Here is a 23,314-nt window from a genome sequence, read left to right as displayed (position 1 = left end):
ACTCGGTCTACGACCAGCCCGACCGTCCCGCTGTCCATGCCCAGTTCGACCGGCTGCTCGACTACGTCGACGGCAAACTGCCCGAGGTCCACGACCACCTCGACGCTGCTCGCGCCGACATCCTCGCGTTCACCGCGTTCCCGAAGGACGTGTGGACCCAGATCTGGTCCAACAACCCCGCCGAACGCCTCAACCGCGAGATCCGGCGCCGCACCGACTCCGTCGGAATCTTCCCCACCCGCGACGCGATCGTCCGCCTCGTCGGCGCCGTGCTGGCCGAGCAGACCGACGAATGGGCCGAAGGCCGCCGCTACCTCGGACTCGAAGTCCTCGCCCGCTGCCGAGTCAACATCGTCCCCACCAACGACCCCGAGATCGGAGCCGACGACCTGCCAGCCCTGACCGCCTGAACCATCACGAAGGAGAACGCAGCGCTACACCACTACCCGGGACTTGACCAAGACCTCGACGTGACCGACGCTACCCCGCCGGCCGGCTTCGGCCGCCCTGACCTGACCGCCTTCGCGTCTCCTCCCAATCGACCCTGATCGTGTCTGCTGACCCCCTCGACGAGAACGCAGCGACATCACAGCCACCCAACCCCGACCGTCCGGGAAGCCGGGACACGTCACATGGCCTGTGCTGCGGGCGTGTCGAGTGGGTCGTCCAGGGGCGACGCAGGAGCGTCGACGCGACGTGCTGAGAGGTGGTTCCAGTCGAGCACTAGGACACCGGTTACAGGCATGGCGATAGGTCAGGAACGGCGTCGCTCCCTACGCAGGAGGGAGCGCAGAGTCTCGGCGTTCGCGTAGCCGACCCGTAGCGCGATCTCGGCGGAGGTGAGGTCCGTGGTTGCTGAGAGGTGCCGAGCTCGTTCGATGCGAAGCCGTTGGACGAAGCCGAGCGGAGTGAGGTTGAGCGCCGCACGGACTCGTCGCTCGAGGGTGCGCCGGCTGGTGCCGAGCGACTGCGCGACGAAGGCGACGTTGAACGGTTCGTCCAGGCGGGCGCGCACGAAGCGTTCGAACTCGACGACGATCGGGTCCTCGTGCCGGAGATGTTCGTAGGCGACGAAGGCCGCCTGCGACGGACGCTCGTCGATGATGAGGAGCTTGGCGACATGTTGGGCCAGGTCGGGGCTGATCGATCGCACGAGTGAGAGCGCGAGGTCGATGTGGGCGAACGCGGCGCCGGCGGTGACGAGGTTCCCGTCGACCACGACCATGGTGTCGAGATCGAGGGCGACGGTCGGATAGCGCTTCAGGAACTCCGGCCCCAGGAACCAGCTGGTCGTCGCCCGCCGATGATGCATCCGTCCGGTCTCGGCGACAGCGAACACGCCGGTGCACGCCGCGGCGATCCGGGTGGTCGCGTCGTCGAGGCGCCCGAGCGAGGCGATGACCGAACGAGCATCTCGGCTCTGGAGGGCGTCGCTGGTAGCGGCGGCCGTGAGGGTTCCAAGCGCAGGGACGACGACCACGTCGAACTCTGCGGACTCCGACAGCGGGTGGTCCACCGACAGGGTCATCGATGCCGTCGTGGTCACTCTCCGTTTCGGTCCGAGGATGGCGAGTTCGATCGGGTCGATCCGCGGGTCGACATCGCCGCGGGCTCCGTCGGCCACCCGCACGATGTCGATGACCGACGCGACAGCCGAACCGAAGCAGCCGTCGATCGCGATCAGTCCGATACGCATGGCGCGAACAATAGCAATACTGCCGTATACGCCACTTCTCACATGCCCTTGCTCGCCATACGCTGAACTCGCTTCACCAAGAAGCCTCGACACCTAGGAGAACCCCTCATGTCCACACCCGCATCACTTCCGTATGCCTTCGTCGCCAAGATCGTCGCGGCCGATGGACAGCACGACGCGCTCGCCGATCTGCTCGCCGGCGCTGTCGCGCTCGCCAACGAAGAAGTAGGAACGATTGTCTGGTTCGCGGTCAGGACCCACGCCGACACCTTCTGGATCTTCGATGCATTCCCCGACGAGGCCGCTCGCGACGCCCACGCCAACGGCGCCATCGTCGCAGCCCTGATGGCCAACCAGCACCTCCTCGGCGCAGCACCCGAGATCCTGGCGGCCGACGTCCTCGCGTCCAAACTCCCGTAGTCCGCCAACGAACGAGACGATCGCGCCCCGCCGAGCCGTCGCCAGGTCGCGACGCAACGCCACGCTGCGTTGCCGAGCGGTGCGAGGCCTATCGGCACACGGACAGGATGCCGGCCGCGAGCGCTCGGCCGGCGAGGGGTCCGTCGCAGAGGAGAGCGACGTCGGTATCGGGCAGAGCCGTGAGGCCAGCGCATCGCGCGACCACCAGAACCGAACCGCCTCTGCCCTGCGTTTCCGCAGGTCAGGGGCTGTTCGCCGGAGCCGCCTGTCGGAATCGAACCGACGACCTAATCACGTCGGCTTTGCGTCTATCGCTTGATGCGCCCACTGGGCGAACGAGCCGCTGACCTGCGCAAACGCCGAGCGTGGGGGACGCCGCCATCCGGTGGTGACCGACGACGACCGACCAGTACCGACCGTTTCACCGGAGCTTGCGGCGGCGTCGAAGCCGAGCAAGCTCCATTCCTTTAGCTCACCGCGCCCTCCTCCTCGCCGGTCCCGTCGTCGAAGACTTTTCAGGGGTCTTCTCAGATGACGGTGTAGGTCGGCCGGGCGCGTCGGTCCGCAGATAGACGTCGAGGTCTCCCGACGACGGAGGTTCCTACGCCATCCGTCCGAAAGACCTCGACGTGTCCGACGCTACCCCGCCGGCCGGCTTCGGCCGCCCTGACCTGACCGCCTTCGCTCGACTCGACGGCCTCGGTCTGAGGGTGACCGGACAACGACTTGAACCGCATCGTGCGATTCACTGCCCGACTGGGTCGAGCCCTACGGCCGGGTCGAGTTCTTCTCGTCTATCGCGAGCCAGCGCTTCAGGCACGACGGCGAGATGCCGAAATCCTTCGCGCCCTGGGCCATCGAGGCATCTGAGTCCCGGTAGACCCGGATCACGTCCTCGCGGAACTCCTTAGGGAACGCCTGGGGCATGGTGCACATCCTTCCAGCGCCGACACATCGACGCAGATCAGATGTCACCTATCCGTGCAGCAGACCCCCCTGGGTCAACGGTTTGCTGGGCGTCGGATCCCGGTGGAAGACCCGCACAGCGACGGCTACTCTCGCGGCCGGCCGGTCCACCACCCACGCCAACCCCGCATCGCTACGCACTCTATGCCCGCTGGCCCACTGGACATTTCTTGGACAGCGAACTCAGGACCGTGGTCGGCGACTGTGCGTCGGCGTTGGCGAGTGGACCGCTCCGGCCGTGCCCGCAATGGGCAGCGCGGCACGGGCGGACCGGATGTGCTGGTCGACGAGTTCGGCCGCGGTCTCGCCTTGCCCGCTTTCGATGGCGGCGTAGATGGCGCGGTGGTCGGCGCGCAACTGATCGGCGACCCCCTCCCAGTCCGGACCGAGCGCATGCAGCGCCTGCAGGATGGGGCGCCGCATGGAGTCGCGCAGCGCGATGGTCATGTCCGCCACCAGTCGGTTTCCACTGGCCTCGGCGATCGCGACGTGGAATGCCGTGTCAAGGTCGTTGAACGTCTCTTGATCGACGCCGGGACTATCCATTCCGTTCAGCGCCTCACGCATAGCGTCGAGATTCGCTGGAGCCGCGTTGTGCGCGGCTAGGGTGGCGCTGGAGCGTTCCAGCATGACGCGGGCATCGACGACGTCGTCCATGGGGAAGTTGGCCAGGGCAACGTGCAGCCGCAGCAGGCGGGTGAGGGCTTCGCTGGGCATCGCTGACACGAGGGTGCCGGAGTCCTTGCCCGATCCGACCGCCGACCGCACCACCCCTTGGGCCTCCAGGCTGCGGATGGCCTCACGCACGGCGGCTCTGCTGACCTGCAGGTGGCTGGCCAGGTCTCGCTCGCCCGGCAGCCGGTCACCCACCCGCAGCGTCCCCGCGAGGATCTGCTCCTCGATCTGGTCCACAACCAATTCATGTGAGCGACTGCGGGCGATGGGTTGCCACGACCCCTGATCGCTGCCCGGGACGTTCTCAGACGATGCGCGCTCGCTCATCGGCGACCTTCCACTCTTGACGGGTGATGGACGTCACTCTACAGTCCTCTCTATGGTCAGACCACACAGAGGTCGACCGTGGCCGGTATCTTCGACTGATCGCCCCCGTGGAGGTTCCCATGTATGTGCCCGATCTCGCCCCGATCGGAGACAGCCTCGCTTGGTCGTCGCTCGTGGCTGCGCTCCCGCTCATGACGATCTTCGTCACCTTGGGTTGGCTGCGATGGAAGGCCCACTTCGCCGCCCTCGCTTCGGTCGCGGTGGCCGTAGCGGTGGCCGTGGTGGCGTACGGCATGCCGGTGGATTTGGCTCTGCTCTCGGCCTCCGAGGGTGCTGTCTTCGGTCTCTTCCCGATCATGTGGATCGTCCTGGGCGCCCTATTCCTGCACCAGCTCACGGTCGTGAGCGGGAAATTCGAGGATCTCCGCGCCACCTTTCACCTGATCTCCGACGACCCGCGCATCCAGGCAATCATCATCGCCTTCTGCTTCGGCGGCCTGCTGGAGGCGTTGGCCGGCTTCGGTGCCCCCGCCGCCATCTCCGGCGTCATGCTGGTCGCGGTTGGCTTCCCCGCGTTGCGCGCCGCGATGGTCGTCCTGCTCGCCAACACCGCACCGGTGGCTTTCGGCGCGATGGCCATCCCGATCATCACCGCCGGCACCCTGACCGGGATCCCGTACGAGGACATCGGCGCCATCGTCGGCCGCCAGACGCCGTTCCTCGCCCTGTTCGTTCCGCTCATTCTCGTCTTCGTGGCTGACGGTCGTCGCGGCGTTCGCGAGGTCTGGCCGTTGGCTTTGGCCGTGGGCGCAGTCTTCGGTCTCGCCCAGTTCGTCAGTTCCAACTTCATCTCCGTCGAGCTCACTGACATCATCGCCTCGCTCGCCGGACTGGCCGCCGCGGTGGCGATGCTCCGCGTGTGGCAGCCCAAGGGGTCGACCGAGGCCGCGGAGCGGCTGACGAGCATGCGTGCAGACGACGCTGAGGCCAGCGGGCTCGGCGGCGACGGGAACGTCGCGGTCCAGGCGAAGAAGGAGATCGACCAGGTCGCGCAGCGTGCCGCTCTCCTCACGCCCGGTCGCATCACGATGGCGCTGTTCCCCTACCTCTTGGTCATCGCGGTCTTCTCCACCGCCAAGCTCGTCCCCCCGGTCACCGACTTCCTGGCCGTGACCGACCGATTGGTCGAGTGGCCCGGTCTGCACGGAGCCGTCGAGTCGGCCTCCACCGTCTATAAGTGGCAGTGGCTCTCCTCCCCCGGCACCCTGCTCGTCATCTCCGCGCTCATCGTCGGGCTGGTGCAGGGCGTGAAGGTCGCACGTATCGCCACCACGTTCCTCGAGACTGTCAAGACGCTCCGCTTCGCGTTCCTCACGGTTGCCTCCGTGCTGGCGCTGGCCTATGTGATGAACTTGTCGGGCCAGACCCAGACGATGGGCCACTGGATCGCCGGCACCGGTGCCGCGTTCGCGTTCCTCTCCCCCATCCTGGGATGGCTGGGCACCGCGGTGACCGGCTCCGACACCAGCGCCAACGCGCTCTTTGCGACCTTGCAGCAGAGCGCGGCGGAGAAGGCCGGCCTCGACCCGAATCTGATGGTGGCCGCCAACACCTCCGGCGGCGTGGTCGGCAAGATGATCAGTCCCCAGAACCTCACCATCGCCGCTGCGGCGGTCGGCCTGGCCGGGCGGGAGTCCGACATCTTCCGCAAGCTCATCTTCTGGAGCCTCGGGCTGCTGCTGGCCTTGTGCCTGCTGGTCGGGCTGCAGTCCACCGTGCTCTCCTGGATGGTGTGACCCAGATGACCTCGCTTCCCGGCCAAGGCATGCGTGTGGCGCTCTTCGCCACCTGCTTCAACGACACGATGTGGCCCGAGACGCCCAAGGCGGTCGTCACCGTCCTCGAGCGCCTCGGCGTCACCGTGGAGTTCCCCCTGGACCAGACGTGTTGTGGGCAGATGTTCACCAACACCGGCTACGCCCGCGAGGCCCTGCCGCTGGTGGAACGCTTCGCCGACGTCTTCGACGGGTACGACGCCGTCGTGGCCCCCTCCGGCTCCTGCGTCGGCAGCGTCCGGCACCAGCACGCCACCGTGGCCCGGGGGTGCGGACAACCGGCGCTCGCCGACCAGGCCACCACGACTGCCCGCAAGGTATATGAGTTCAGCGAGCTGCTCGTCGACGTGCTGGGCGTGACCGACGTCGGCGCAACCTTCCCGCACCGCGTCACCTACCACCCCACCTGTCACTCCCTGCGGATGCTGCGGGTGGCCGACAAACCGCTACAGCTGCTGCGGGAGGTCCGAGGCATCGACCTCGTCGACCTGCCCGAGGCCGAGGAGTGCTGCGGGTTCGGCGGCACCTTCGCGATGAAGAACGCCGACACCTCGGTGGCCATGGGCGCCGACAAGGCACAGCACGTGCGCGAGACCCACGCCGAGGTGCTGGTCGCCGGCGACAACAGCTGCCTGGCCCACATCGGCGGACTCCTCACCCGGCAACGCTCCGGCATCCGGGTCATGCACCTGGCCGAGGTACTCGCCTCCACCGAACGCGACTTCGCCGCCGAGAACGAGCTCGGCACAGCAGGCGACAACCCCACCAACCAGCCCACCGACCGGCCCACTGAGGAGGAGGTGACGGCATGAGCGGCACGTTCATCGGGATGCCGAAGTTCCAGACCGCGGCCAAGGAGGCGCTGGGCAACTCCCAGCAGCGCCGCAACCTGCAGCACGCGACCGGCACCATCCGCCGCAAGCGGGCCGGGGTCGTCGACGAGCTCGACAACTGGGACGAGCTCCGCCAGGCGGGAGCGGCGATCAAGGACAACGTCCTGTCCCACCTCGACACCTACCTGGTCCAGCTCGAGGAGTCCCTCACCCAAGCCGGCGCCACCGTGCATTGGGCGGCCGACGCCGAGGAGGCCAACCGCATCGTCACCTCACTGGTGAGGGCCACGGGCGCGGAGGAGGTCGTCAAGGTCAAGTCCATGGCGACCCAGGAGATCGGCCTCAACGAGGCCCTCGAAGTGGCTGGCATCAACGCCTGGGAGACCGACCTCGCCGAGCTCATCGTCCAGCTCGGGCACGACAAGCCCAGCCACATCCTGGTCCCGGCCATCCACCGCAACCGAGCCGAGATCCGCGAGATCTTCCTCCGCGAGATGGGCCAGGTCGGCACCCCGCCCCCCACCGGGCTCACCTCCAACCCCCGCGAGCTCGCCGAGGCCGCGCGGGTGCACCTGCGCGAGAAGTTCCTGCGCGCCAAGGTCGCCATCTCGGGGGCGAACTTCGCGATCGCCGAGACCGGGACCCTCGTGGTCGTCGAGTCGGAGGGCAACGGCCGCATGTGCCTCACCCTGCCCGAGACCCTGATCAGCGTCGTCGGCATCGAGAAGGTACTGCCGACGCTGGAGGACCTCGAGGTGTTCATGCAGCTCCTGCCCCGCAGCTCCACCGGCGAGCGGATGAACCCCTACACCTCCACCTGGACCGGCATCACCCCCGGCGACGGCCCCCAGGACGTGCACGTGGTGCTGCTCGACAACGGACGCACCGACGCGCTGGCCGACCAGGTCGGCCGACAGGCCCTGCGCTGCATCCGCTGCTCGGCCTGCCTCAACGTCTGCCCCGTCTACCAACGCGTCGGTGGCCACGCCTACGGCTCGGTCTATCCCGGACCCATCGGCGCCATCCTCAACCCCCAGCTACGTGGCACCACCAGCGACGTGGACCAGTCACTGCCCTACGCCTCGTCACTGTGCGGCGCCTGCGGCGACGTCTGCCCCGTCAACATCGAGATCCCCGAGCTCCTCGTGCACCTGCGCACCCGCGTGGTCGACGAGCACCGCGGCGGCATCCCCTCGGGCGAGCAGATCGCCATGAAGGGAGCCGCCTGGATGTTCTCCGACCACCGCCGCTGGGAGAAGGCCCAGAAGGGCGCCGAGCTGAGCGGCCGGGCCCTCGGCAAGAAGGACACCATCGGACGCCTCCCCGGGCCACTCTCGGCCTGGAGCGACGCCCGCGACGCACCAACACCTCCCGCCGAGTCCTTCCGATCCTGGTGGAAGCGCGAGAAGGGAGACCCCCGATGAGCACCCGAGACGACATGCTCACCCGGATCGCCGCCGCCTTGGAGGGCGCCGACCGGATACCGCCACCCCAGCGCGAGTACGGCGCCACCACCCCGCTCCCCGACATCGCGGCGACCTTCGTCGAACGCGTCGAGGACTACCGCGCCGTCGTCGAGCGGGTCGCCCCCGACGGCATCCCTGCGGCCGTGGCTGCAGCTCTCTCCCTCGCCACCCGCGTCGTCATACCGCCCGGACTGCCACGCGAGTGGGTGGCCACGCTGGAGAGTGTGGATGGCGTCGAGGTCGTCGCCGACCAGGGAGACCTGTCGTCGGACGAACTTGACCGGTTCGACTCGGTCGTCACCGCGGCCGCGGTGGGCATCGCCGTCACCGGCACCATCGTGCTCGACCATGGCCCCGACCAGGGTCGCCGCGCCCTCTCGCTGGTGCCCGACGTGCACGTGTGCGTCGTGCACGAGTCGCAGCTGGTCGGCGACGTGCCCGAGTCCATCGCGCCGCTCCGCGACGCCGTCGACGCCGGCCGGCCCCTGACCTGGATCAGTGGCCCCTCAGCCACCAGTGACATCGAGCTGGAGCGGGTCGAGGGCGTGCACGGGCCCCGGACCCTGCACGTCCTGCTCGTCGGCACCGACCATCCCCTGCCCCCGGCGTGAGGACGGCCGAGGAGATGCACCACGGATCAGCGAGCGACGTGGTGCCGGTGTTCTTCCTCTCCGACAGCACCGGGATCAGCGCCGAGACCATGGGCAACGCGCTGCTCATCCAGTTCCCCGACCTGCGCTTCGACCGCACCGTGATCCCGTTCATCTCCACGGTCGAGGAGGCACGTGATGTCGTGGCCCGCCTCGACCGCGCCAGGGACGAGAGCCCCCGCACCCCACTGGTGTTCACCACCGCCGCCAGCGACGAGGTACGCCTCGAGCTGCGGCGCACCCGCTGCCCGGTCATCGACTTCTTCGACCTGCACATGGGCTCGGTGGAGTCGATCCTGCAGACCCGCGGCGTACGACTGCCCGCCCGGCTGCACGGCGTGGGTGACATCCAGCGCTACAACAGCCGGATGCAGGCCATCGAGTACACCATCGAGCACGACGACGGCCAGCGGGTGCGTGGCCCTGGAGAAGGCCGACGTGATCCTGGTGGCCCTGCCCCGCCCAGGTCCACCCCGAGGAGCCGTCCATGAGCGAGTCCCCCAACGTCCGCCCCTTCGCCGAGCTGGGCCTGGGCGACCTCGAGCAGGTCGGCGGCAAGAACGCGTCCCTGGGTGAGATGGTCAGCAACCTCGCGTCGCTGGGCATCAACGTCCCCGACGGATTCGCCACCACTGCAGATGCGTTCCGACGCTTCATCGGCGACACCGGCCTGGCCGAGGAGATCTCCCACGCGCTCAAGGATCTCGACACCGACGACACCCAACAGCTCGCCCGTGTCGGCAGGTCGCTGCGGGAGTCCGTCGCCAACCGGCCGTTTCCGGAGGACCTCGAGGCCGACATCCGTGCTGCTTACGAGACCCTGCTGCACGGGCGCAAGGGCGTCTCGTTCGCCGTACGCTCCAGCGCCACCGCGGAGGACCTTCCCGACGCCTCCTTCGCCGGCCAGCAGGAGACCTTCCTCAACATCACCGGCATCGATGGCGTGCTCCAGGCGATCCGCGAGGTCTTCGCCTCCCTCTACAACGACCGGGCCATCGCCTACCGCGTGCCTCATGACTTCGACCACGACAGCGTCGCGCTCTCGGCAGGCGTGCAGCAGATGGTGCGGTCCGACATCGGGGCGTCGGGGGTGATGTTCACGATGGACACCGAGTCCGGTTTCGACGACGCGGTGTTCGTGACCTCCTCCTACGGACTCGGCGAGGCCGTCGTCCAGGGCGCGGTGAACCCCGACGAGTTCTACGTCTACAAGCCGGCACTGCGCGCCGGCCGTCCCGCGATCCTCAAGCGCGGGGTGGGGTCGAAGGCCACCAAGATGGTCTACACGGCCGACCCCTCGGTGGGCAGGAGCACCGCCTTCGTCGACACCGACCCGGCCGAGCGCGGGCTGCTCAGCCTCACCGACGCCGACGTGGAGGAGCTCGCCCGGCACGCGCTCACCATCGAGGAGCACTACGGCCGTCCGATGGACATCGAGTGGGGCAAGGACGGCCTCGACGGACAGCTCTACATCCTCCAGGCCCGCCCCGAGACCGTGATGTCGCGAGCAGGGGTGTAGCAGCGATTCCGGATGACCGACCAGGGCACGGTCATCATCGAGGGCCGCGCGATCGGCCAGAAGATCGGGGCCGGCGCCGTACGTGTCATGACCTCGATCGACCAGATGCACGACTTCCGCCCCGGCGAGGTCCTCGTGGCCGACATGACCGACCCCGACTGGGAGCCCATCATGAAGCGCGCCTCCGCGATCATCACCAACCGCGGCGGACGCACCTGCCACGCCGCGATCATCGCCCGCGAACTCGGCATCCCCGCCGTCGTCGGCACCGGCGACGCCACCCGCGAGCTCGCCGACGGACGCGAGGTCACCGTCTCCTGCGCCGAGGGCGACACCGGGCTGGTCTACGACGGCCGGCTCGACTTCACCGTCGAGGAGACCGAGCTGGCCTCCATGCCCGGCATCCCCACCGAGATCATGATGAATGTCGGAACACCTGAGCAGGCGTTCGCCTTCGCACAGCTGCCCAACGCGGGCGTCGGCCTGGCCCGGCTGGAGTTCATCATCAACCGTCAGATCGGCATCCACCCCAAGGCCCTGCTCGGCCACGCGACCCTCGACGAGCCCCTGCGCTCCCAGATAGCCGAGGCGATCAAGGCTTACGCGAGCCCGCGCGACTACTTCGTGCAACGGGTCGCCGAAGGCGTCTCGATGCTCGCCGCGGCTTTCGCCCCCGAACCGGTCATCGTCCGCATGAGCGACTTCAAGTCCAACGAGTACGCCAACCTCGTCGGCGGCGAGCTCTACGAGCCCGACGAGGAGAACCCGATGATCGGCTACCGCGGCGCCTCGCGGTACCTGTCGGAGGACTTCGCGGACTGCTTCGCCATGGAAGCCGAGGCACTGAAGTTCGTGCGCGACGACATGGGCCTGACCAACGTCAAGATCATGATCCCGTTCGTGCGCACCCTCGCCGAGGCCGACGGCGTGATATCCCTGCTCGCCCAGCACGGCCTGGTCCGCGGCGAGAACGACCTCCAGGTCATCATGATGTGCGAGGTCCCCTCCAACGCCATCCTGGCCGAGCAGTTCCTCGAGCGCTTCGACGGCTTCTCCATAGGCTCCAACGACATGACCCAGCTGACGCTCGGCCTCGACCGCGACTCAGCGCTCGTCGCAGGCTCCTTCGACGAGCGCGACCCCGCCGTATTGTTCATGCTCGAACGCGCCATCAAGGCGTGCCGCGACGCCGACAAGTACGTCGGCATCTGCGGCCAAGGCCCTAGCGACCACCCTGACCTCGCCGCGTGGCTGCTCAACCAGGGCATCGCATCGATGTCACTCAACCCCGACACCGTCGTCGACACCTGGCTCATGCTGGCCGCAGCCGGGAGCCGATGACAGGCGCGCCCTTGCCTGCATGGTCCCGCGACTCTCGTCCACCGGGTCGACAATGACAACGGCTTCTACCCCTCCTCGCTCGCAAGAGCGACCTCGACGAGGCAGTTCTACCTCGACGAGGCAGTTCTCGGCGGAGGACACCGACCGCACGGGCTGGTACGTCGTCGACGGATCTGAGCTCGGCTATGAGGCCGACTCGGCGTCGGGATGAGGTGATCTGGATCGGCAGACAGTCGAGACCTCGGATACGTCGTCCCCCGGCAATCCCGCTTCAGCGCTCCCGTCATCTCGAACTGCGGGGGCACTTGGCTCAGATCCGCCAGCAGCTGTTGATCGCGGGCAGTCCGGCGAAGCGGGCCTCGAGGAAGGCGAACGACTCGGGAAAGCAGCAACGCCCCGCCCACGCGGGTCGGAGCAGTGTTGGTCGCCAACCTCACCGTCGCGCCCCGGTCCCACCAACGCTCGGCGACCCCTCTTCCCACGGCATACGGGATAACGTCGTCGAGGACGTTCTCGGTGACCAGGACGGGTACGGCCGGTCGCCGCATGCCCAGCTTCTGCTCGGCGACCGCGGTGCGGGACGGCTCCTCCGTGAGCTGCGCCGTGATCGGTTGGCCGTCGCGGGCCAGGGATGCCTGGCCCGGAGTGACCTCCCCCTCGTCGCTGGCGACACCAGCGCTTCGTACGTCGCTCAGCGCTCGTCGCAGCTCGATCGGTGTCCGCGGGCCTGACAGCGCACTGCCAAGCAGGTCCTTTGCACTCGGGTACAACGCCCGCACCTGCGCCGGTGGCAGCTCTGCCAGCATGGCGCGGCCCGAGGCCGTCGTGTGTGCGGGAAGCCTGGCCCCGACATCGGTGATAAGCCGTACCCGCCCCGCGCGCGCTCCTCGATGACGTACACGATCTCGCGCCCATGGAGGACCGACAGATGGGCGCTGTGCCCACTGCGGTCGGCAGGGTCCGCCAGTGGTCGGCGAGCAAGACGCTGAACGGACTCCTGACGCATGTAACCGCTAGCGAGCTCGTAGGCCGAGAGCCCCAGACCGTAGACCCGCTGATCTGGGTAGTGCGTCACGTAACCGGCGTCGATCATGGTGTCGAGCAGGTGATAGGTGCCCGAGCGCGGCAACGCCAGGTCGCGGGACATGGACGCCGCCACGGGCGTGACCTGCTGCGCCAACTAGGTCAAGAGCTTCAGCGTGTGAGCTCCCGCAGGAACCTGCGCCACGCGTCCTCCTATCGTGCCGACCAGTCCGCGCCGAGCACGGCTGCCCCCCTCACCGGCGCCTGCCCCGGGGACTGAGCGTGCCGTAGGCGAAATCGACCAGGTAGTCGTTCAGATCCAAGGCGGCCGCTTCGGCGGCGTCCGCGTCGCGTCCGAGGATCGCCCTCAAGATGGCCACATGGAGGGTTGCGCCGGCCTTGATCTCGGTGTCCACGTCGGTGACGTGGGTGAACCAGAACCGCCGAGACAGGCCTTGGAGGGGTGCCATCGCGTCCGCGAGGTACTCGTTATGAGCTCCCGCCACGATCAGGTCATGAGTGCCGCGCACGGTTTCCGCGTAGCCCTTGAGGTCGAAACCCCCGTGCTCGAGGCGCTCCACCATCTCCTCCATCCCGACGCGATCGGCGGGAACGGCCCGCTCGCACGCCAGACGCACGGCGAGCGCCTCGAGCACACGTCGAAGCTCCAGCATCCGCAGCTGCGCCTCCACCGACGTGGAAGGGATGAGTACGCCCTTGTTCGGGTGGATCTCCACCATCCGGTTGCGCGAGAGCCGCTGCAACGCCTCCCGCACCGGCGTGCGCCCCAACCCCGTCTGCTCCATAAGGAACGACTCAGACACCAGGGAGCCCGGCTCGATCTGGCCGAACACCACCATGCGCTCGATGTCTCGGTAGGCCTGCGCTGCCTTGCCGATCTCGGTCATTGCCCGGCCTCCTTCGTTCTGCCGAATCCTAGGTGTCCGGCCACCAGCCTCCGCGATCCCAGCTGAGGACAATGGCGAACTTTTTCTATCGACCCTTGATATGCAGCCAATATACTGGTTGCATACGGAGCCTACCGCTGAGACGCCGCTCACACTCCCGCTCATGCGACCGTGAACGCCCACCACTAGGGAGCCGACATGGCTACGACCTCGACCATCGAACAACGCTCCATCGACCACATCCCCCTCGCCGAGCGCCACGGCTCCCCCCGCAGCCTGCTCTTCGTGTGGTTCGCCGCCAACACCTCCATCACCGCCGTGGTGACGGGAGCCCTGTTCGTCATCCTGGGCAACACCGCGCTGTGGGCGATCCCGGCGATCCTCCTCGGCAACGTGGTGGGTGGATTCTTCACCGCGCTGCACTCCGCCCAGGGGCCCCGCCTCGGGGTGCCGCAGATGATCCAGAGCCGCGCCCAGTTCGGCTACTTCGGCGCGATCCTTCCCCTCGTCCTTGCGCTGATGATCTTCCTCGGGTTCTACGCCACCGGCCTGGTCCTCGGCGGTCAGGCGATGTCACGTCTGTTGCACATCTCCCCCGAGGTCGGCTCGGTGCTGTTCGCCCTGATGTCCACCGCGCTCGCGATCTTCGGCTACCGCCACATCCACCGGTTCTCGCACGTCGCGGCCGTGCTCAGCGGAGTCGTCTTCACCGGCCTGTTCATCAAGATGCTCACCGAGCCCGCCACCGGGGACGCGCTGTCCGACACCACGTTCGCGGCCGCACCCTTCATCCTCGGCATCTCGCTGGCAGCCTCCTGGCAGCTCACCTTCGGCCCCTACATCGCCGACTACTCCCGTTACCTGCCCGAGGACACCCCCAAGTCCGCCACCATCGGCTGGACCTTCCTCGGCAGCGTCGTCGGCGCCTCGGCCGCGATGATCCTGGGCGCTCTCGCGGCCGCCCTGGGTGGGGTCGGCTTCCTCGGCAACCAGGTCGGCTTCCTGGCCGACCTCGGCGGGGCGTTCTCCGTCGTCGTGCTGCTCGCCGTCATCTGCGGCAAGCTCACCGGGAACACGCTCAGCTCCTACGGCGGCTACATGTCCGTGGCCACCATCGTCACCAGTCTCACCCGACAGTCCCGCATCGAGCCACGCCACCGCGTCATCTACATCGCCCTGATCTCTGCAGCCGCCCTGGCCATCGCGCTCGCCGCGACCGACAACTTCCTCGCCTCCTTCACCGACTTCCTGCTCTTCCTGCTCTACTTCATGACCCCGTGGTCGGCGATCAACCTCGTCGACTACTACCTGGTCCGCAAGGAGCAGTACGACGTCGACGCACTCTTCAACCCCGACGGCATCTACGGCCGCTTCAACAAGGGCGCCATGCTCGCCTACGCCGTCGGCGTGCTCATCCAGATCCCCTTCATGAACAGCACCTTCTACGTCGGCCCCATCGCCGACTGGATGGGTGGCGCAGAGATCTCCTGGATCCTCGGCCTCGTCGTCGCCGGCGGCCTCTACTACGCCTTCTCCGGCCGGGTCCGCAACGAGGTCGCCGCACGTCGCGTCCTCGCCACCCAGCGCTGATAGACGCGCCGACCAGCGTTGACTGCGACCTCTACCCGCAAGGACCTCGACCATGAAGTACGACCCCGCCACCGAGAAGAGCCCCCTGCCCTACTCGCCGTTCAAGAGCTGCACCGTCCCGCGCCCCATCGGCTGGCTCTCCAGCGTCTCCCCCGACGGCGTGGAGAACCTCGCCCCGTACAGCCAGTGGCAGAACCTCACCTTCGACCCCCCGATGGTGATGTTCTCCGCCAACCAGTACCCCGACGGCCGACGCAAGGACACCGTCCTCAACGCCGAACAGACCGGCTGGTTCGTCTGGAACATGGCCACCTGGGACCTGCGCGAAGCAGTCAACATCAGCGCCATGGCACTGCCCCCACACGAAAGCGAGTTCGACCGCTGCGGGGTCACCAAGGGATACGCCGAGCTCGCGCCGATCCCTCTCGTGGCCGAGAGCCCGGTGCACTTCGAGTGCCGCTACCTCTCCACCCACCGCATGACCGGTGACTCCAACGTCGGCACCATCGACATCGTCTTCGCCAAGGTCGAACGGATCCACATCGATGACAACGTGCTGACACCCGACGGCAGGCTCGACATCCCCCGCATCAAGCCGATCGCCCGGATGGGCTACTTCGACTACACCGTCGTGACCGACACCTTCGAGATGCAGGTTCCCAACGCCGACCCTGCAGAGGCCTACGGCCTCGCCGGACAGCCCACCTGACCAGCATTTCCCCCCGACGCTCGGAGCGTCCCCCGTCGACCCGGGCGTCAGCAATCCCCCGACTGGCGCCCGGGTCTTCCAGCGCTTGGCAAAGCACAGGCCCATGGCGCGGAATGCGCAGGATGGTTGCCACTCGAGCGTCCTTAACCGCTTCGGCGAACAGGACGTGCTGGACGCGGCGCTCTTGCCTCTTGCGTATCCGGCCTCGTCCTACATGACATGCGGGGCGCTCGTCGTCGACCGAGGAATCACGGCCACCGTATGACCTTCTGAAAAGATCACTTCCAGTATCGATGGCTGCAGGTATGCCCGCCTGCGGTCAAGTCCCGGGTAGTGGTGTAGCGCTGCGTTCTCCTTCGTGATGTTTTCAGGCGGTGAGGGCGGGCAGGTCATCAGCTCCGATCTCGGGTTCGGTGGTGGCGACGATGTTGACGCGGCAGCGGTTGAGGACTTCGAGTCCGAGGTAGCGGCGGCCTTCGGCCCATTCGTCGGTCTGCTCGGCCAGGACGGCACCGACTAGCCGCACGATCGCGCTGCGGGTGGGGAAGATCCCGACGGAGTCGGTGCGGCGCCGGATCTCGCGGTTGAGGCGTTCGGTGGGGTTGTTGGACCAGATCTGGGTCCACACGTCCTTGGGGAAGCTGGTGAAGGCGAGGATGTCGGCGCGGGCGCCGTCGAGGTGGTCGTGGACCTCGGGCAGCTTGTCGTCGACGTAGTCCAGGAGCCGGTCGAACTGGGCGTGCACGGCCGGCCGGTCGGGCTGGTCGTAGACCGAGTGCAGCATCGCCTTGACCGCCGGCCACATCGCCTTCGGTGTCACCGACATGAGGTTGGCGGCGTAGTGGGTGCGGCAGCGCTGCCAGGACGCTCCGGGCAGGTTCGCCGCGATCGCCTCGACCAGACCGGCATGCGCGTCGCTGGTCACGAGTCGGACTCCGCTCAGGCCGCGGGCGACGAGGTCGGCGAAGAACTCGTTCCACACCGGACCGGTCTCACTGGTGGCCACGCGCATGCCGAGGACCTCGCGGTGCCCGTCGCCGTTGACGCCGGTCGCGAGGAGCACGACGGCGTTGATCACGCGTCCGCCCTCGCGCAGCTTCATCGTGAGTGCGTCGGCGGCCACGAAGGTGAACGGTCCGGCGGCGTCCAGGGGCCGGTGGCGGAACTGTTCGACGTGCTCGTCGAGGTCGGCGGCCATCCGCGAGACCTGCGACTTCGACAACGAGTCGATGCCGAGGGTCTTGACCAGCTTGTCCATCCGTCGGGTGGACACGCCGGCGAGGTAGCAGTCGGCCACGACGGTGATCAGCGCGGCCTCGGCGCGCTTGCGACGCTCGAGGAGCCACTCGGGGAAGTAGGTGCCCTTGCGGAGCTTGGGGATCGCGACGTCGATGGTCCCGACTCGGGTGTCGAGGTCGCGGTGGCGGTAGCCGTTGCGCTGGCTGACTCGACCAGGTGTGGGACGGCCGTACTCGGCGCCGACCACCGCGTCGGCGTCCGCGCAGAGCAGGGCATTGATCATCGTCTGCAGCAGCTCGCGCATCAGATCGGGGCTGGCTTCGGCGAGTGCTTCGCCCAACAGACGTGCAGGGTCGACAATGTGGGGAGCGGTCATCGTGATGGTCCTCGAGGATTCGGTAGAAGGTTGACTCGAAGGATCACGCGGTGGCCGCGCCTGCGTCCGGCTCCACGCCGGTGACGACCTCGGCGACCGCGCTACACCACTATCGGGGACTCAACTCCGCCTGCAGCCCGTGGCGTGCTACGGCGACGGCCGGTTGCTTCGGCGGGAGGGGAGCCTCAGACGCTCAGCGTGTGGGCGGATCGACATCTGCCGGACGTCACGGACCGCCCGGGGCGCGAGCGAATCTTCTTGGCGTACCCCGTGATCCGCGACACGACCACATGAATTCGGTGCTCGCTTACGAGGGTGCCGACGAGATGCACACGGTCGCGTCGGTCAGGTCAATGCAGGACGATCCGCGCTCCACTGACCGCGCGCGGCCCAAGACGGCACGCCTGCCCCTCTTCACTTGCCAGAAGCACTCAACGTCACGTGCCCGCACGATGTGACGTGAGCAATTTGTTCTCGATCCTGTGCGTACCAGATGCACCCCACCGCGCTCGTGTAGGCGCGTTTTCGCAGGTCAGCGCTACAAGGGCACCAGTACTACGACCTGTAGCAGTTAGGCCAATAATGCCCAACTCGATGGTCCGAGCACGAAGGCCCCTACCCCTTAGGTTCGGGCCTTCGTGCTCAATCTTCAAATGCCGCCGCCGGAGCCCGCCGGAAGCGACTGACTTCCGCGCGCCTCTGCACGGGATCCGCGGGCGGGCGGCGTGATTCGTACGAGATACCGTCGAACAACACACTCACGTCACCGACCCGGTGGTCCTCCCATACCCGCGGATGGGGACTCTCGCCGGGCACGGAATTGACTGCCATCTGCCCGTCAGGGGCGTAGCCATCGCCGACCACTCGCGGAGCATCTGCGAAACCGACGGTTTCGAGGTCGCGCAGTAGGGCGAGCACTGATGGTGCCGAAGGACCGGCGGACCTCCAGACGATGTCGCCGGTGCGTGTCGCGTCGGCGGCAACGCGTTCCGCTAACTTATGGCCGCGGCGGTTGAGCAGGACAAGCGCGGCGGCGCGATCTTTGCATCCGGAGCGGTGTGAGGCGTCTGCCGGGGGCCGGGCGGGCTCAGGCGTGGGCGACCAGCCATGCCACGACGTCGGCGGTCACATCGTCGCGATTGAGCTCGTTGAAGATCTCGTGCCGAGCGCCGGGGTAGGTCCTCACCGTGACGTCGGTCAGCCCAGCGTCGCGGTAGCGCTGACCGAGCAACTCGACGAGCTGTCCTCCTCCAGCAAGCGGGTCGTCCGTGCCGGAGGCGATCAGGAGGGGCAGGTCCGGCCGCACGCCTTCGGGAACCACGAGCTGTCCTGCGGGGGCAAACAGCGACGGCACTGTCCACTCGGGCAGGTCGAAGCCGCACAGCGGGTCGGCGACGTACTTGTCGACCTCGGCCTCATCGCGCGAGAGCCACTCGTAGCCCGTGCGGTGCTCGAACGCGGCGTTGAAGGCTTCGAGCCCGGCTGGGCCGTCCTTCGGGGCGTCGGCCATGGCGGCCGCGAGCGCGTCCAAGGCCGTCGAGCCGGACAGCACCACGCCGGCGTACTGGTCCGAGTGCTCAAGGAGCACCACCTGCGCGGCGAAGGACCCCATCGAATGCGCCACTATGAACACCGGGAGGCCCTCCCCTGCGAGCGAGGCGCCGTACGACGCGACGTCGGCGATGACTCCGTCGAAGCCCGCATCGCCGAAGTCGCCTGGGGCCGCGTGGATCGAGCCGCCGTGCCCGCGGTGGTCGGTGGCGCGGACGAGGAAGCCCGCCTGATTCAGCGCGGTCGCGAGGCGGTCGTAGCGCGCGGAGTGCTCAGCCAGTCCGTGGGCGACCTGGACGACGCCACGGGGCGAGTCCGCAGCGGGGACGGCGTCCCACGAGTACGTCGCCAACTCGATTCCGTCGATCGCGGAGCGGAAACTGCCAGTGTTGTACGTCATGTCCTCAACCTAGCTGCGCGAGAGGCGCAACCGAGCGAATCCGAGACGACATGCTTGCTCGGATCGCCGCCGTCTTGGATGCCGCCGGCAGGACACCGCGGCCGGAGCGCGAGTACGTCGCCACCAGTCGCTTCCCGATATAGCGGCAACCTTCGACGAGCGGGTCGGGGCTGTTGTGCCGTCGTCGAGCTGGAGCGGTCCCGGCGTGCACGGACTCCGAAATCTGCACGCTCGCCCGTCCGCGCCGAAGCCGGCAGCGTGACGACTGCCAACGACACGCACCACCGATCAGTCACCGACGTGGTGCCGGCGTTCTTTCCTCTCGGACAGGACCGGCACCAGCACACAGACCATGGGCCACGCGCTGCTGATCCAGTTCTCCGGCGTGCCCTTCGACCGGACCATGACCTCGTTCGTCTCCACGGCCCAGAAGACCCGGACGGCGTATCACGCTTGATCCGTCCTCAGCGCGGCAGCAGGAGGTTCAGGGCCCCGGGAAGGACGTCGATGCGTGCCGCGTCGCCCGCTGAACCGGGCAGGTGGCCAAGTGGCTCCCCGTCGCCGCCCATGGGCACCGCCGGGGTGCCGCTCACCTGAACCGTCCGGCCGCGCATCACGTGGACCTCCGGGCGGTCGACGTGCGCGCCGTCGTACACCTTGGGCAGCGACTGGAGCAGGCCGCGTCGGCTGGCCGCCTCGATGACGACGACATCAAGCAGGCCGTCGTCGACCTCGGCGGTGGGCGCGATCTTCATGCCGGACCCGTAATACCCGGAGTTGGCGACGACGACGGTGGCGGCCTGGAACTCGTGGTTCTCCCCGTCGATCACGACGCTCACCCGGGCCGGTCGGTAGGTCGCCAGCGAGTGCACTGCGGCGTAGGGGTACTGGAGCTTGCGCGGCAGCCAGCGGACCTTGTCGACGATCTCGCCGGCGACGGCGTCGACGCCGGTGTAGACCGAGCCGGCCACGACGCGCCGGGCCGCGTCGCCGAGCCGGACCGAGAGCAGGTCGATCGGGCGCGGAGTGCCTTCGAGCAGGATCCTCGCAACGTCCCCGGCGTGGGAGGGCAGGCCGAGCATCCGGGCAAAGTCGTTACCGCGGCCGGCGGGGACGATGCCGAGAGTGCCGCCGAGGGCGGAAACCTGGCCAGCGATCGAGGAGAGCATCCCGTCGCCGCCGACGGAGACGACCACCTCGCCGCGGGCCACCGCAGTGTCGACGATGTCGAGGATCGCGTGGGGTCCCGGCGAGTACGTGACGTCGACCTTGGCACCCGCGTCGCGCAGGATCCGGGCGACGGGTACGACGGCCGCTGGGGCCGCCCCACCGCCCGAAAGCGGGTTGATCAGGAACGAGTAAGCCCGACCGCCCTGGGTGGTCACGGGATCAGCACCCCCGGGTTCAACACCCCAGCGGGGTCGACGGCGGCCTTGAGCCCACGCAGCATCGCCACGCCGACCGGTCCGATCTCCCGCTCCAGCCAGGGCTTGTGGTCGGTGCCGACCGCGTGGTGGTGGGTGATAGTGGCACCGGCCGCGATCATCGCGTCGGAGGCGGCGGCCTTAGCGGCTAGCCATTGCTCCAATGGGTCGTCGGCCTGGCGCGCCGCCACCGTGAAGTAGAGCGAGCAGCCGGTTTCATAGACGTGCGAGATGTGGCAGAGCACCAGGACGCCCTCGCCGAGCGAGGTCTCCAGCGCCCGCTTCACCGCAGTGTAGAGCCGCTCGCGATTCGACCAGAAGGTAGCGGTCTCGAGGGTCTCGACGAGCACGCCCGCGTCGAGCATGGAGTCGCGCAGATAGGGCGCGTGGAAGCGTCCCTCAGCCCAGGACTGGCCGCGCTCCTCTCCCAGTCTGGTGCCACCGAACGCCTCGAGGACTACGGCGACCTCGGCCCGGAGGGCAGCCACGGCGGCACCTTCATGGCCGACGATCATCAGGCATCCGGTCACGCCCTCGCCGCCGATGTCGCTCTGGCTGGCGAGGTTGACCATGGTCTCCGCCTCGTCGGAGAGCCGCAGGACGGTCGGGAGCGTTCGGTCCTGAGAGAGCCGCCGCACGGCCTCGGCGCCTTCAGCGAAGGTCGGGAAAGACCACGCCTCGTAGACCTTCTCGTCCGCGACGGGTCGCACCCGTACGGTGACCTCGGTGACGACGCCGAGCGTGCCCTCCGAGCTCATCACGACCTCGCGCAGGTCCGGGCCGGCGGCGTTGGCCGGCGAGGAGCCGAGAATGAGCTCGCCGATAGGGGTGGCCATCCGGAGCCCGACGACCATGTCGTCGAAGCGGCCGAAGCCCGCCGAGGACTGGCCACTGGAGCGGGTCACCGCGAAGCCGCCGATGGAGGCGAACTCGAAAGACTGCGGATAGTGGCCGAGCGTCAGGCCGTGCTCGCCGAGGGCGGCCTCGGCGTCCGGTCCGCGCACGCCGGCCTGCAGAACTGCAGTCATCGACACCGTGTCGACCGAGAGCAGGTGGTCGAGCCGCACCAGGTCGAGGCTGACCAGCCCCACGCAGCGGATGGGGTGGACCAGTTCGAGTCGAAGACGACCAACGAGCTGCCGGCCAAGCTTGACGCCGCCTACGCCGCGATCAAGGCGAAGGCTCCCAACGCGCAGGTAGTCGTCCTCGGCGACCCCCGCGCCTTCGGCAGCTCGATCTCCTGCCCCGTTGCCAACGGCATCACCAGCTGGAGGCCGCGGACATCAACGCCGCCACGGACCTGCTGGACAGCACCATCGCCAACCGGGCCGCTGCAGCCGGGTTCACCCTACAAGAGCTCCATCAAGTCGTTCGGCGGGCACGACATGTGCGCCTCCGACCCGTGGGTCAACGGCAAGTCCTGGAGCATCGCTGACGGCCACCCACCCGCAACGGCCACAGCCTGGCTTCGCTCCGGCCGTGCGCTCGGTCATCGGCTGATCCGGGCTCTGCGTACCGAGTGCACCCCATAAGCCCTCGTGAGCAGCGTTTCCGCAGGTCAGCGGGGTGATGTAGTCAGAACTACGACATCTGAGCAACGCTCAGCGCTGGCGTGCTGTCGTCCCCGGACACTGATGGTGTCCGGGGACGTCGTGCATCCGGCGGGCCGACCTGGTCATCTGCTCGCGGGAAGAACCACGACATCCAGGTGAGCGGCGTCACGCTCGACCACGGATTGATTGAACGCTCAATCGTTGTTGTGACCGACATGACCGACTCCCTCGCCCTGTCCCCCGAGGCCCAGGCCCTGCTCTTCCGTGACGCCCGGACCCCCAACGCCTTCACGGACGAGCCGGTGACCGACGAGCAGGTCGCCGCGATCTACGACCTCGTGAAGTACGCGCCGACTGCGATGAACACCCAGCCGCTGCGCATCGTGCTGGTCCGCGAGGACGACGCCCGCGAGCGCCTGCTCAAGGTCATGGCCGACGGCAACCGCGACAAGACGGCGAACGCACCGCTCGTCGCGATCCTCGCAGCGGACACCGACTTCCACGACCACCTGCCGCGCACGTTCCCGCACTTCCCCGGCGCGAGGGAAGTCTTCGCCGACCCGGTGGGACGGGAGGAGGCCGCACGGTTCAACGCGACCCTGCAGATCGGCTACTTCCTGCTGGGGGTGCGAGCCGTCGGGCTCGCCGCCGGCCCCATGGGCGGCTTCGACGCGGAGGCGCTCGACGCGGAGTTCTTCGCCGGCACGTCCCTGAAGTCGCTGCTCGTGGTCAACCTCGGCCGTCCCGGCGAGAACGCCTGGTACGACCGGCTCCCGCGCCTCGAGCACGACGAAGTGGTGCGCGAGGCCTGAG

Annotated in this window: 23 protein-coding genes; 14 read left to right on the top strand and 9 right to left on the bottom strand. The window is 68.1% G+C overall.

Annotation, left to right across the window (positions count from 1 at the left end; genetic code table 11):
- Nucleotides 1–410: transposase (locus tag IE200_RS14945; protein WP_191280273.1), on the top strand; the 410-nt coding region annotated here is incomplete at its 5' end.
- 344 nt (nt 411–754) lie between these two features.
- On the opposite strand, the gene IE200_RS14940 is transcribed toward IE200_RS14945, so the two are convergent.
- Nucleotides 755–1,789 (bottom strand): GlxA family transcriptional regulator, encoded by a 1,035-nt coding sequence (locus IE200_RS14940; RefSeq protein WP_456237863.1) that lies wholly within the window; start codon nt 1,787–1,789, stop codon nt 755–757.
- A gap of 15 nt (nt 1,790–1,804) precedes the next feature.
- Between IE200_RS14940 and IE200_RS14935 the strand changes: the two genes are divergently transcribed.
- The gene (locus IE200_RS14935; RefSeq protein WP_003941073.1) at nt 1,805–2,116 is read left to right on the top strand and encodes a putative quinol monooxygenase; all 312 of its coding nucleotides are present in this window, start codon (nt 1,805–1,807) and stop codon (nt 2,114–2,116) included.
- Between the two features lie 768 nt (nt 2,117–2,884).
- Here IE200_RS14935 and IE200_RS14930 read toward each other — a convergent pair.
- Both IE200_RS14930 and IE200_RS14925 read right to left on the bottom strand, forming a co-directional pair.
- Entirely contained in the window at nt 2,885–3,043 is a 159-nt protein-coding gene (locus IE200_RS14930) for a transposase (RefSeq protein ID WP_191280272.1), read from the bottom strand.
- Nucleotides 3,044–3,265: 222 nt separating this feature from the next.
- Entirely contained in the window at nt 3,266–4,084 is an 819-nt protein-coding gene (locus tag IE200_RS14925; protein ID WP_191280271.1) for a FadR/GntR family transcriptional regulator, read from the bottom strand.
- Nucleotides 4,085–4,203: 119 nt separating this feature from the next.
- Between IE200_RS14925 and IE200_RS14920 the strand changes: the two genes are divergently transcribed.
- The 7 genes from IE200_RS14920 to ppsA are packed head-to-tail and all read left to right on the top strand — an operon-like array spanning nt 4,204 to nt 11,728.
- On the top strand, nt 4,204–5,880 hold the full coding sequence (locus IE200_RS14920; RefSeq protein WP_191280270.1) for an L-lactate permease: 1,677 nt from the start codon (nt 4,204–4,206) through the stop codon (nt 5,878–5,880).
- Nucleotides 5,881–5,885: 5 nt separating this feature from the next.
- Nucleotides 5,886–6,731, top strand: coding sequence for a (Fe-S)-binding protein (locus tag IE200_RS14915; protein ID WP_229856596.1), 846 nt, complete (start codon nt 5,886–5,888; stop codon nt 6,729–6,731).
- On the top strand, nt 6,728–8,176 hold the full coding sequence (locus IE200_RS14910) for a LutB/LldF family L-lactate oxidation iron-sulfur protein (protein ID WP_229856586.1): 1,449 nt from the start codon (nt 6,728–6,730) through the stop codon (nt 8,174–8,176). The genes IE200_RS14915 and IE200_RS14910 overlap by 4 nt, the downstream gene beginning before the upstream one ends.
- Nucleotides 8,173–8,829 (top strand): LutC/YkgG family protein, encoded by a 657-nt coding sequence (locus IE200_RS14905; RefSeq protein WP_191280269.1) that lies wholly within the window; start codon nt 8,173–8,175, stop codon nt 8,827–8,829. The genes IE200_RS14910 and IE200_RS14905 overlap by 4 nt, the downstream gene beginning before the upstream one ends.
- Nucleotides 8,826–9,359, top strand: a complete 534-nt coding sequence (locus IE200_RS14900; RefSeq protein WP_229856584.1) for a kinase/pyrophosphorylase — start codon at nt 8,826–8,828, stop codon at nt 9,357–9,359. The genes IE200_RS14905 and IE200_RS14900 overlap by 4 nt, the downstream gene beginning before the upstream one ends.
- A complete protein-coding gene (locus IE200_RS20810; protein WP_229856582.1) occupies nt 9,356–10,387 on the top strand; it encodes a PEP/pyruvate-binding domain-containing protein in 1,032 nt (343 codons plus the stop codon). Before IE200_RS14900 ends, IE200_RS20810 begins: the two co-directional genes overlap by 4 nt.
- A 12-nt stretch (nt 10,388–10,399) precedes the next feature.
- A complete protein-coding gene (gene ppsA / locus IE200_RS20805) occupies nt 10,400–11,728 on the top strand; it encodes a phosphoenolpyruvate synthase (protein WP_229856581.1) in 1,329 nt (442 codons plus the stop codon).
- Nucleotides 11,729–11,835: 107 nt separating this feature from the next.
- Here the strand turns inward: ppsA and IE200_RS21220 are convergent, their stop codons facing one another.
- Both IE200_RS21220 and IE200_RS14885 read right to left on the bottom strand, forming a co-directional pair.
- Nucleotides 11,836–12,588, bottom strand: a complete 753-nt coding sequence (locus tag IE200_RS21220; protein WP_407941009.1) for an IclR family transcriptional regulator domain-containing protein — start codon at nt 12,586–12,588, stop codon at nt 11,836–11,838.
- Nucleotides 12,589–13,005: 417 nt separating this feature from the next.
- Complete coding sequence (locus IE200_RS14885; protein WP_191280268.1) at nt 13,006–13,659, bottom strand: GntR family transcriptional regulator; 654 nt, start codon at nt 13,657–13,659, stop codon at nt 13,006–13,008.
- 198 nt (nt 13,660–13,857) lie between these two features.
- Between IE200_RS14885 and IE200_RS14880 the strand changes: the two genes are divergently transcribed.
- Both IE200_RS14880 and IE200_RS14875 read left to right on the top strand, forming a co-directional pair.
- Entirely contained in the window at nt 13,858–15,249 is a 1,392-nt protein-coding gene (locus IE200_RS14880) for a purine-cytosine permease family protein (protein ID WP_191280267.1), read from the top strand.
- A gap of 52 nt (nt 15,250–15,301) precedes the next feature.
- Nucleotides 15,302–15,958, top strand: a complete 657-nt coding sequence (locus tag IE200_RS14875; protein ID WP_191280266.1) for a flavin reductase family protein — start codon at nt 15,302–15,304, stop codon at nt 15,956–15,958.
- 367 nt (nt 15,959–16,325) lie between these two features.
- On the opposite strand, the gene IE200_RS14870 is transcribed toward IE200_RS14875, so the two are convergent.
- Both IE200_RS14870 and IE200_RS14865 read right to left on the bottom strand, forming a co-directional pair.
- Entirely contained in the window at nt 16,326–17,573 is a 1,248-nt protein-coding gene (locus tag IE200_RS14870) for an IS256 family transposase (protein WP_191280265.1), read from the bottom strand.
- Nucleotides 17,574–18,660: 1,087 nt separating this feature from the next.
- A complete protein-coding gene (locus IE200_RS14865) occupies nt 18,661–19,524 on the bottom strand; it encodes an alpha/beta fold hydrolase (protein ID WP_191280264.1) in 864 nt (287 codons plus the stop codon).
- 265 nt (nt 19,525–19,789) lie between these two features.
- Here IE200_RS14865 and IE200_RS21215 point away from each other — a divergent pair, with 265 nt between their 5' ends.
- The gene (locus tag IE200_RS21215) at nt 19,790–19,981 is read left to right on the top strand and encodes a kinase/pyrophosphorylase (protein WP_407941008.1); all 192 of its coding nucleotides are present in this window, start codon (nt 19,790–19,792) and stop codon (nt 19,979–19,981) included.
- A gap of 7 nt (nt 19,982–19,988) precedes the next feature.
- On the opposite strand, the gene IE200_RS14860 is transcribed toward IE200_RS21215, so the two are convergent.
- Complete coding sequence (locus IE200_RS14860) at nt 19,989–20,909, bottom strand: diacylglycerol/lipid kinase family protein (RefSeq protein ID WP_191280263.1); 921 nt, start codon at nt 20,907–20,909, stop codon at nt 19,989–19,991.
- Entirely contained in the window at nt 20,906–22,039 is a 1,134-nt protein-coding gene (locus IE200_RS14855; protein ID WP_229856579.1) for an FAD-binding oxidoreductase, read from the bottom strand. The genes IE200_RS14860 and IE200_RS14855 overlap by 4 nt, the downstream gene beginning before the upstream one ends.
- A gap of 12 nt (nt 22,040–22,051) precedes the next feature.
- Between IE200_RS14855 and IE200_RS14850 the strand changes: the two genes are divergently transcribed.
- Nucleotides 22,052–22,480, top strand: a complete 429-nt coding sequence (locus IE200_RS14850) for a hypothetical protein (RefSeq protein ID WP_191280262.1) — start codon at nt 22,052–22,054, stop codon at nt 22,478–22,480.
- A 236-nt stretch (nt 22,481–22,716) separates the two neighbouring features.
- Nucleotides 22,717–23,313 carry a malonic semialdehyde reductase gene (locus IE200_RS14845; RefSeq protein ID WP_191280284.1) on the top strand — a complete coding sequence of 199 codons (597 nt, stop codon included), beginning with the start codon at nt 22,717–22,719 and terminating at the stop codon, nt 23,311–23,313.
- Nucleotide 23,314 lies beyond the last annotated feature (1 nt).

It is taken from the genome of Nocardioides flavus (ex Wang et al. 2016) (assembly GCF_014653115.1).
GTDB lineage: Bacteria > Actinomycetota > Actinomycetes > Propionibacteriales > Nocardioidaceae > Nocardioides > Nocardioides flavus.
The sequence above is the reverse complement of the archived record's forward strand: the minus strand, read 5'-3'. Positions and strand labels throughout refer to the sequence as shown.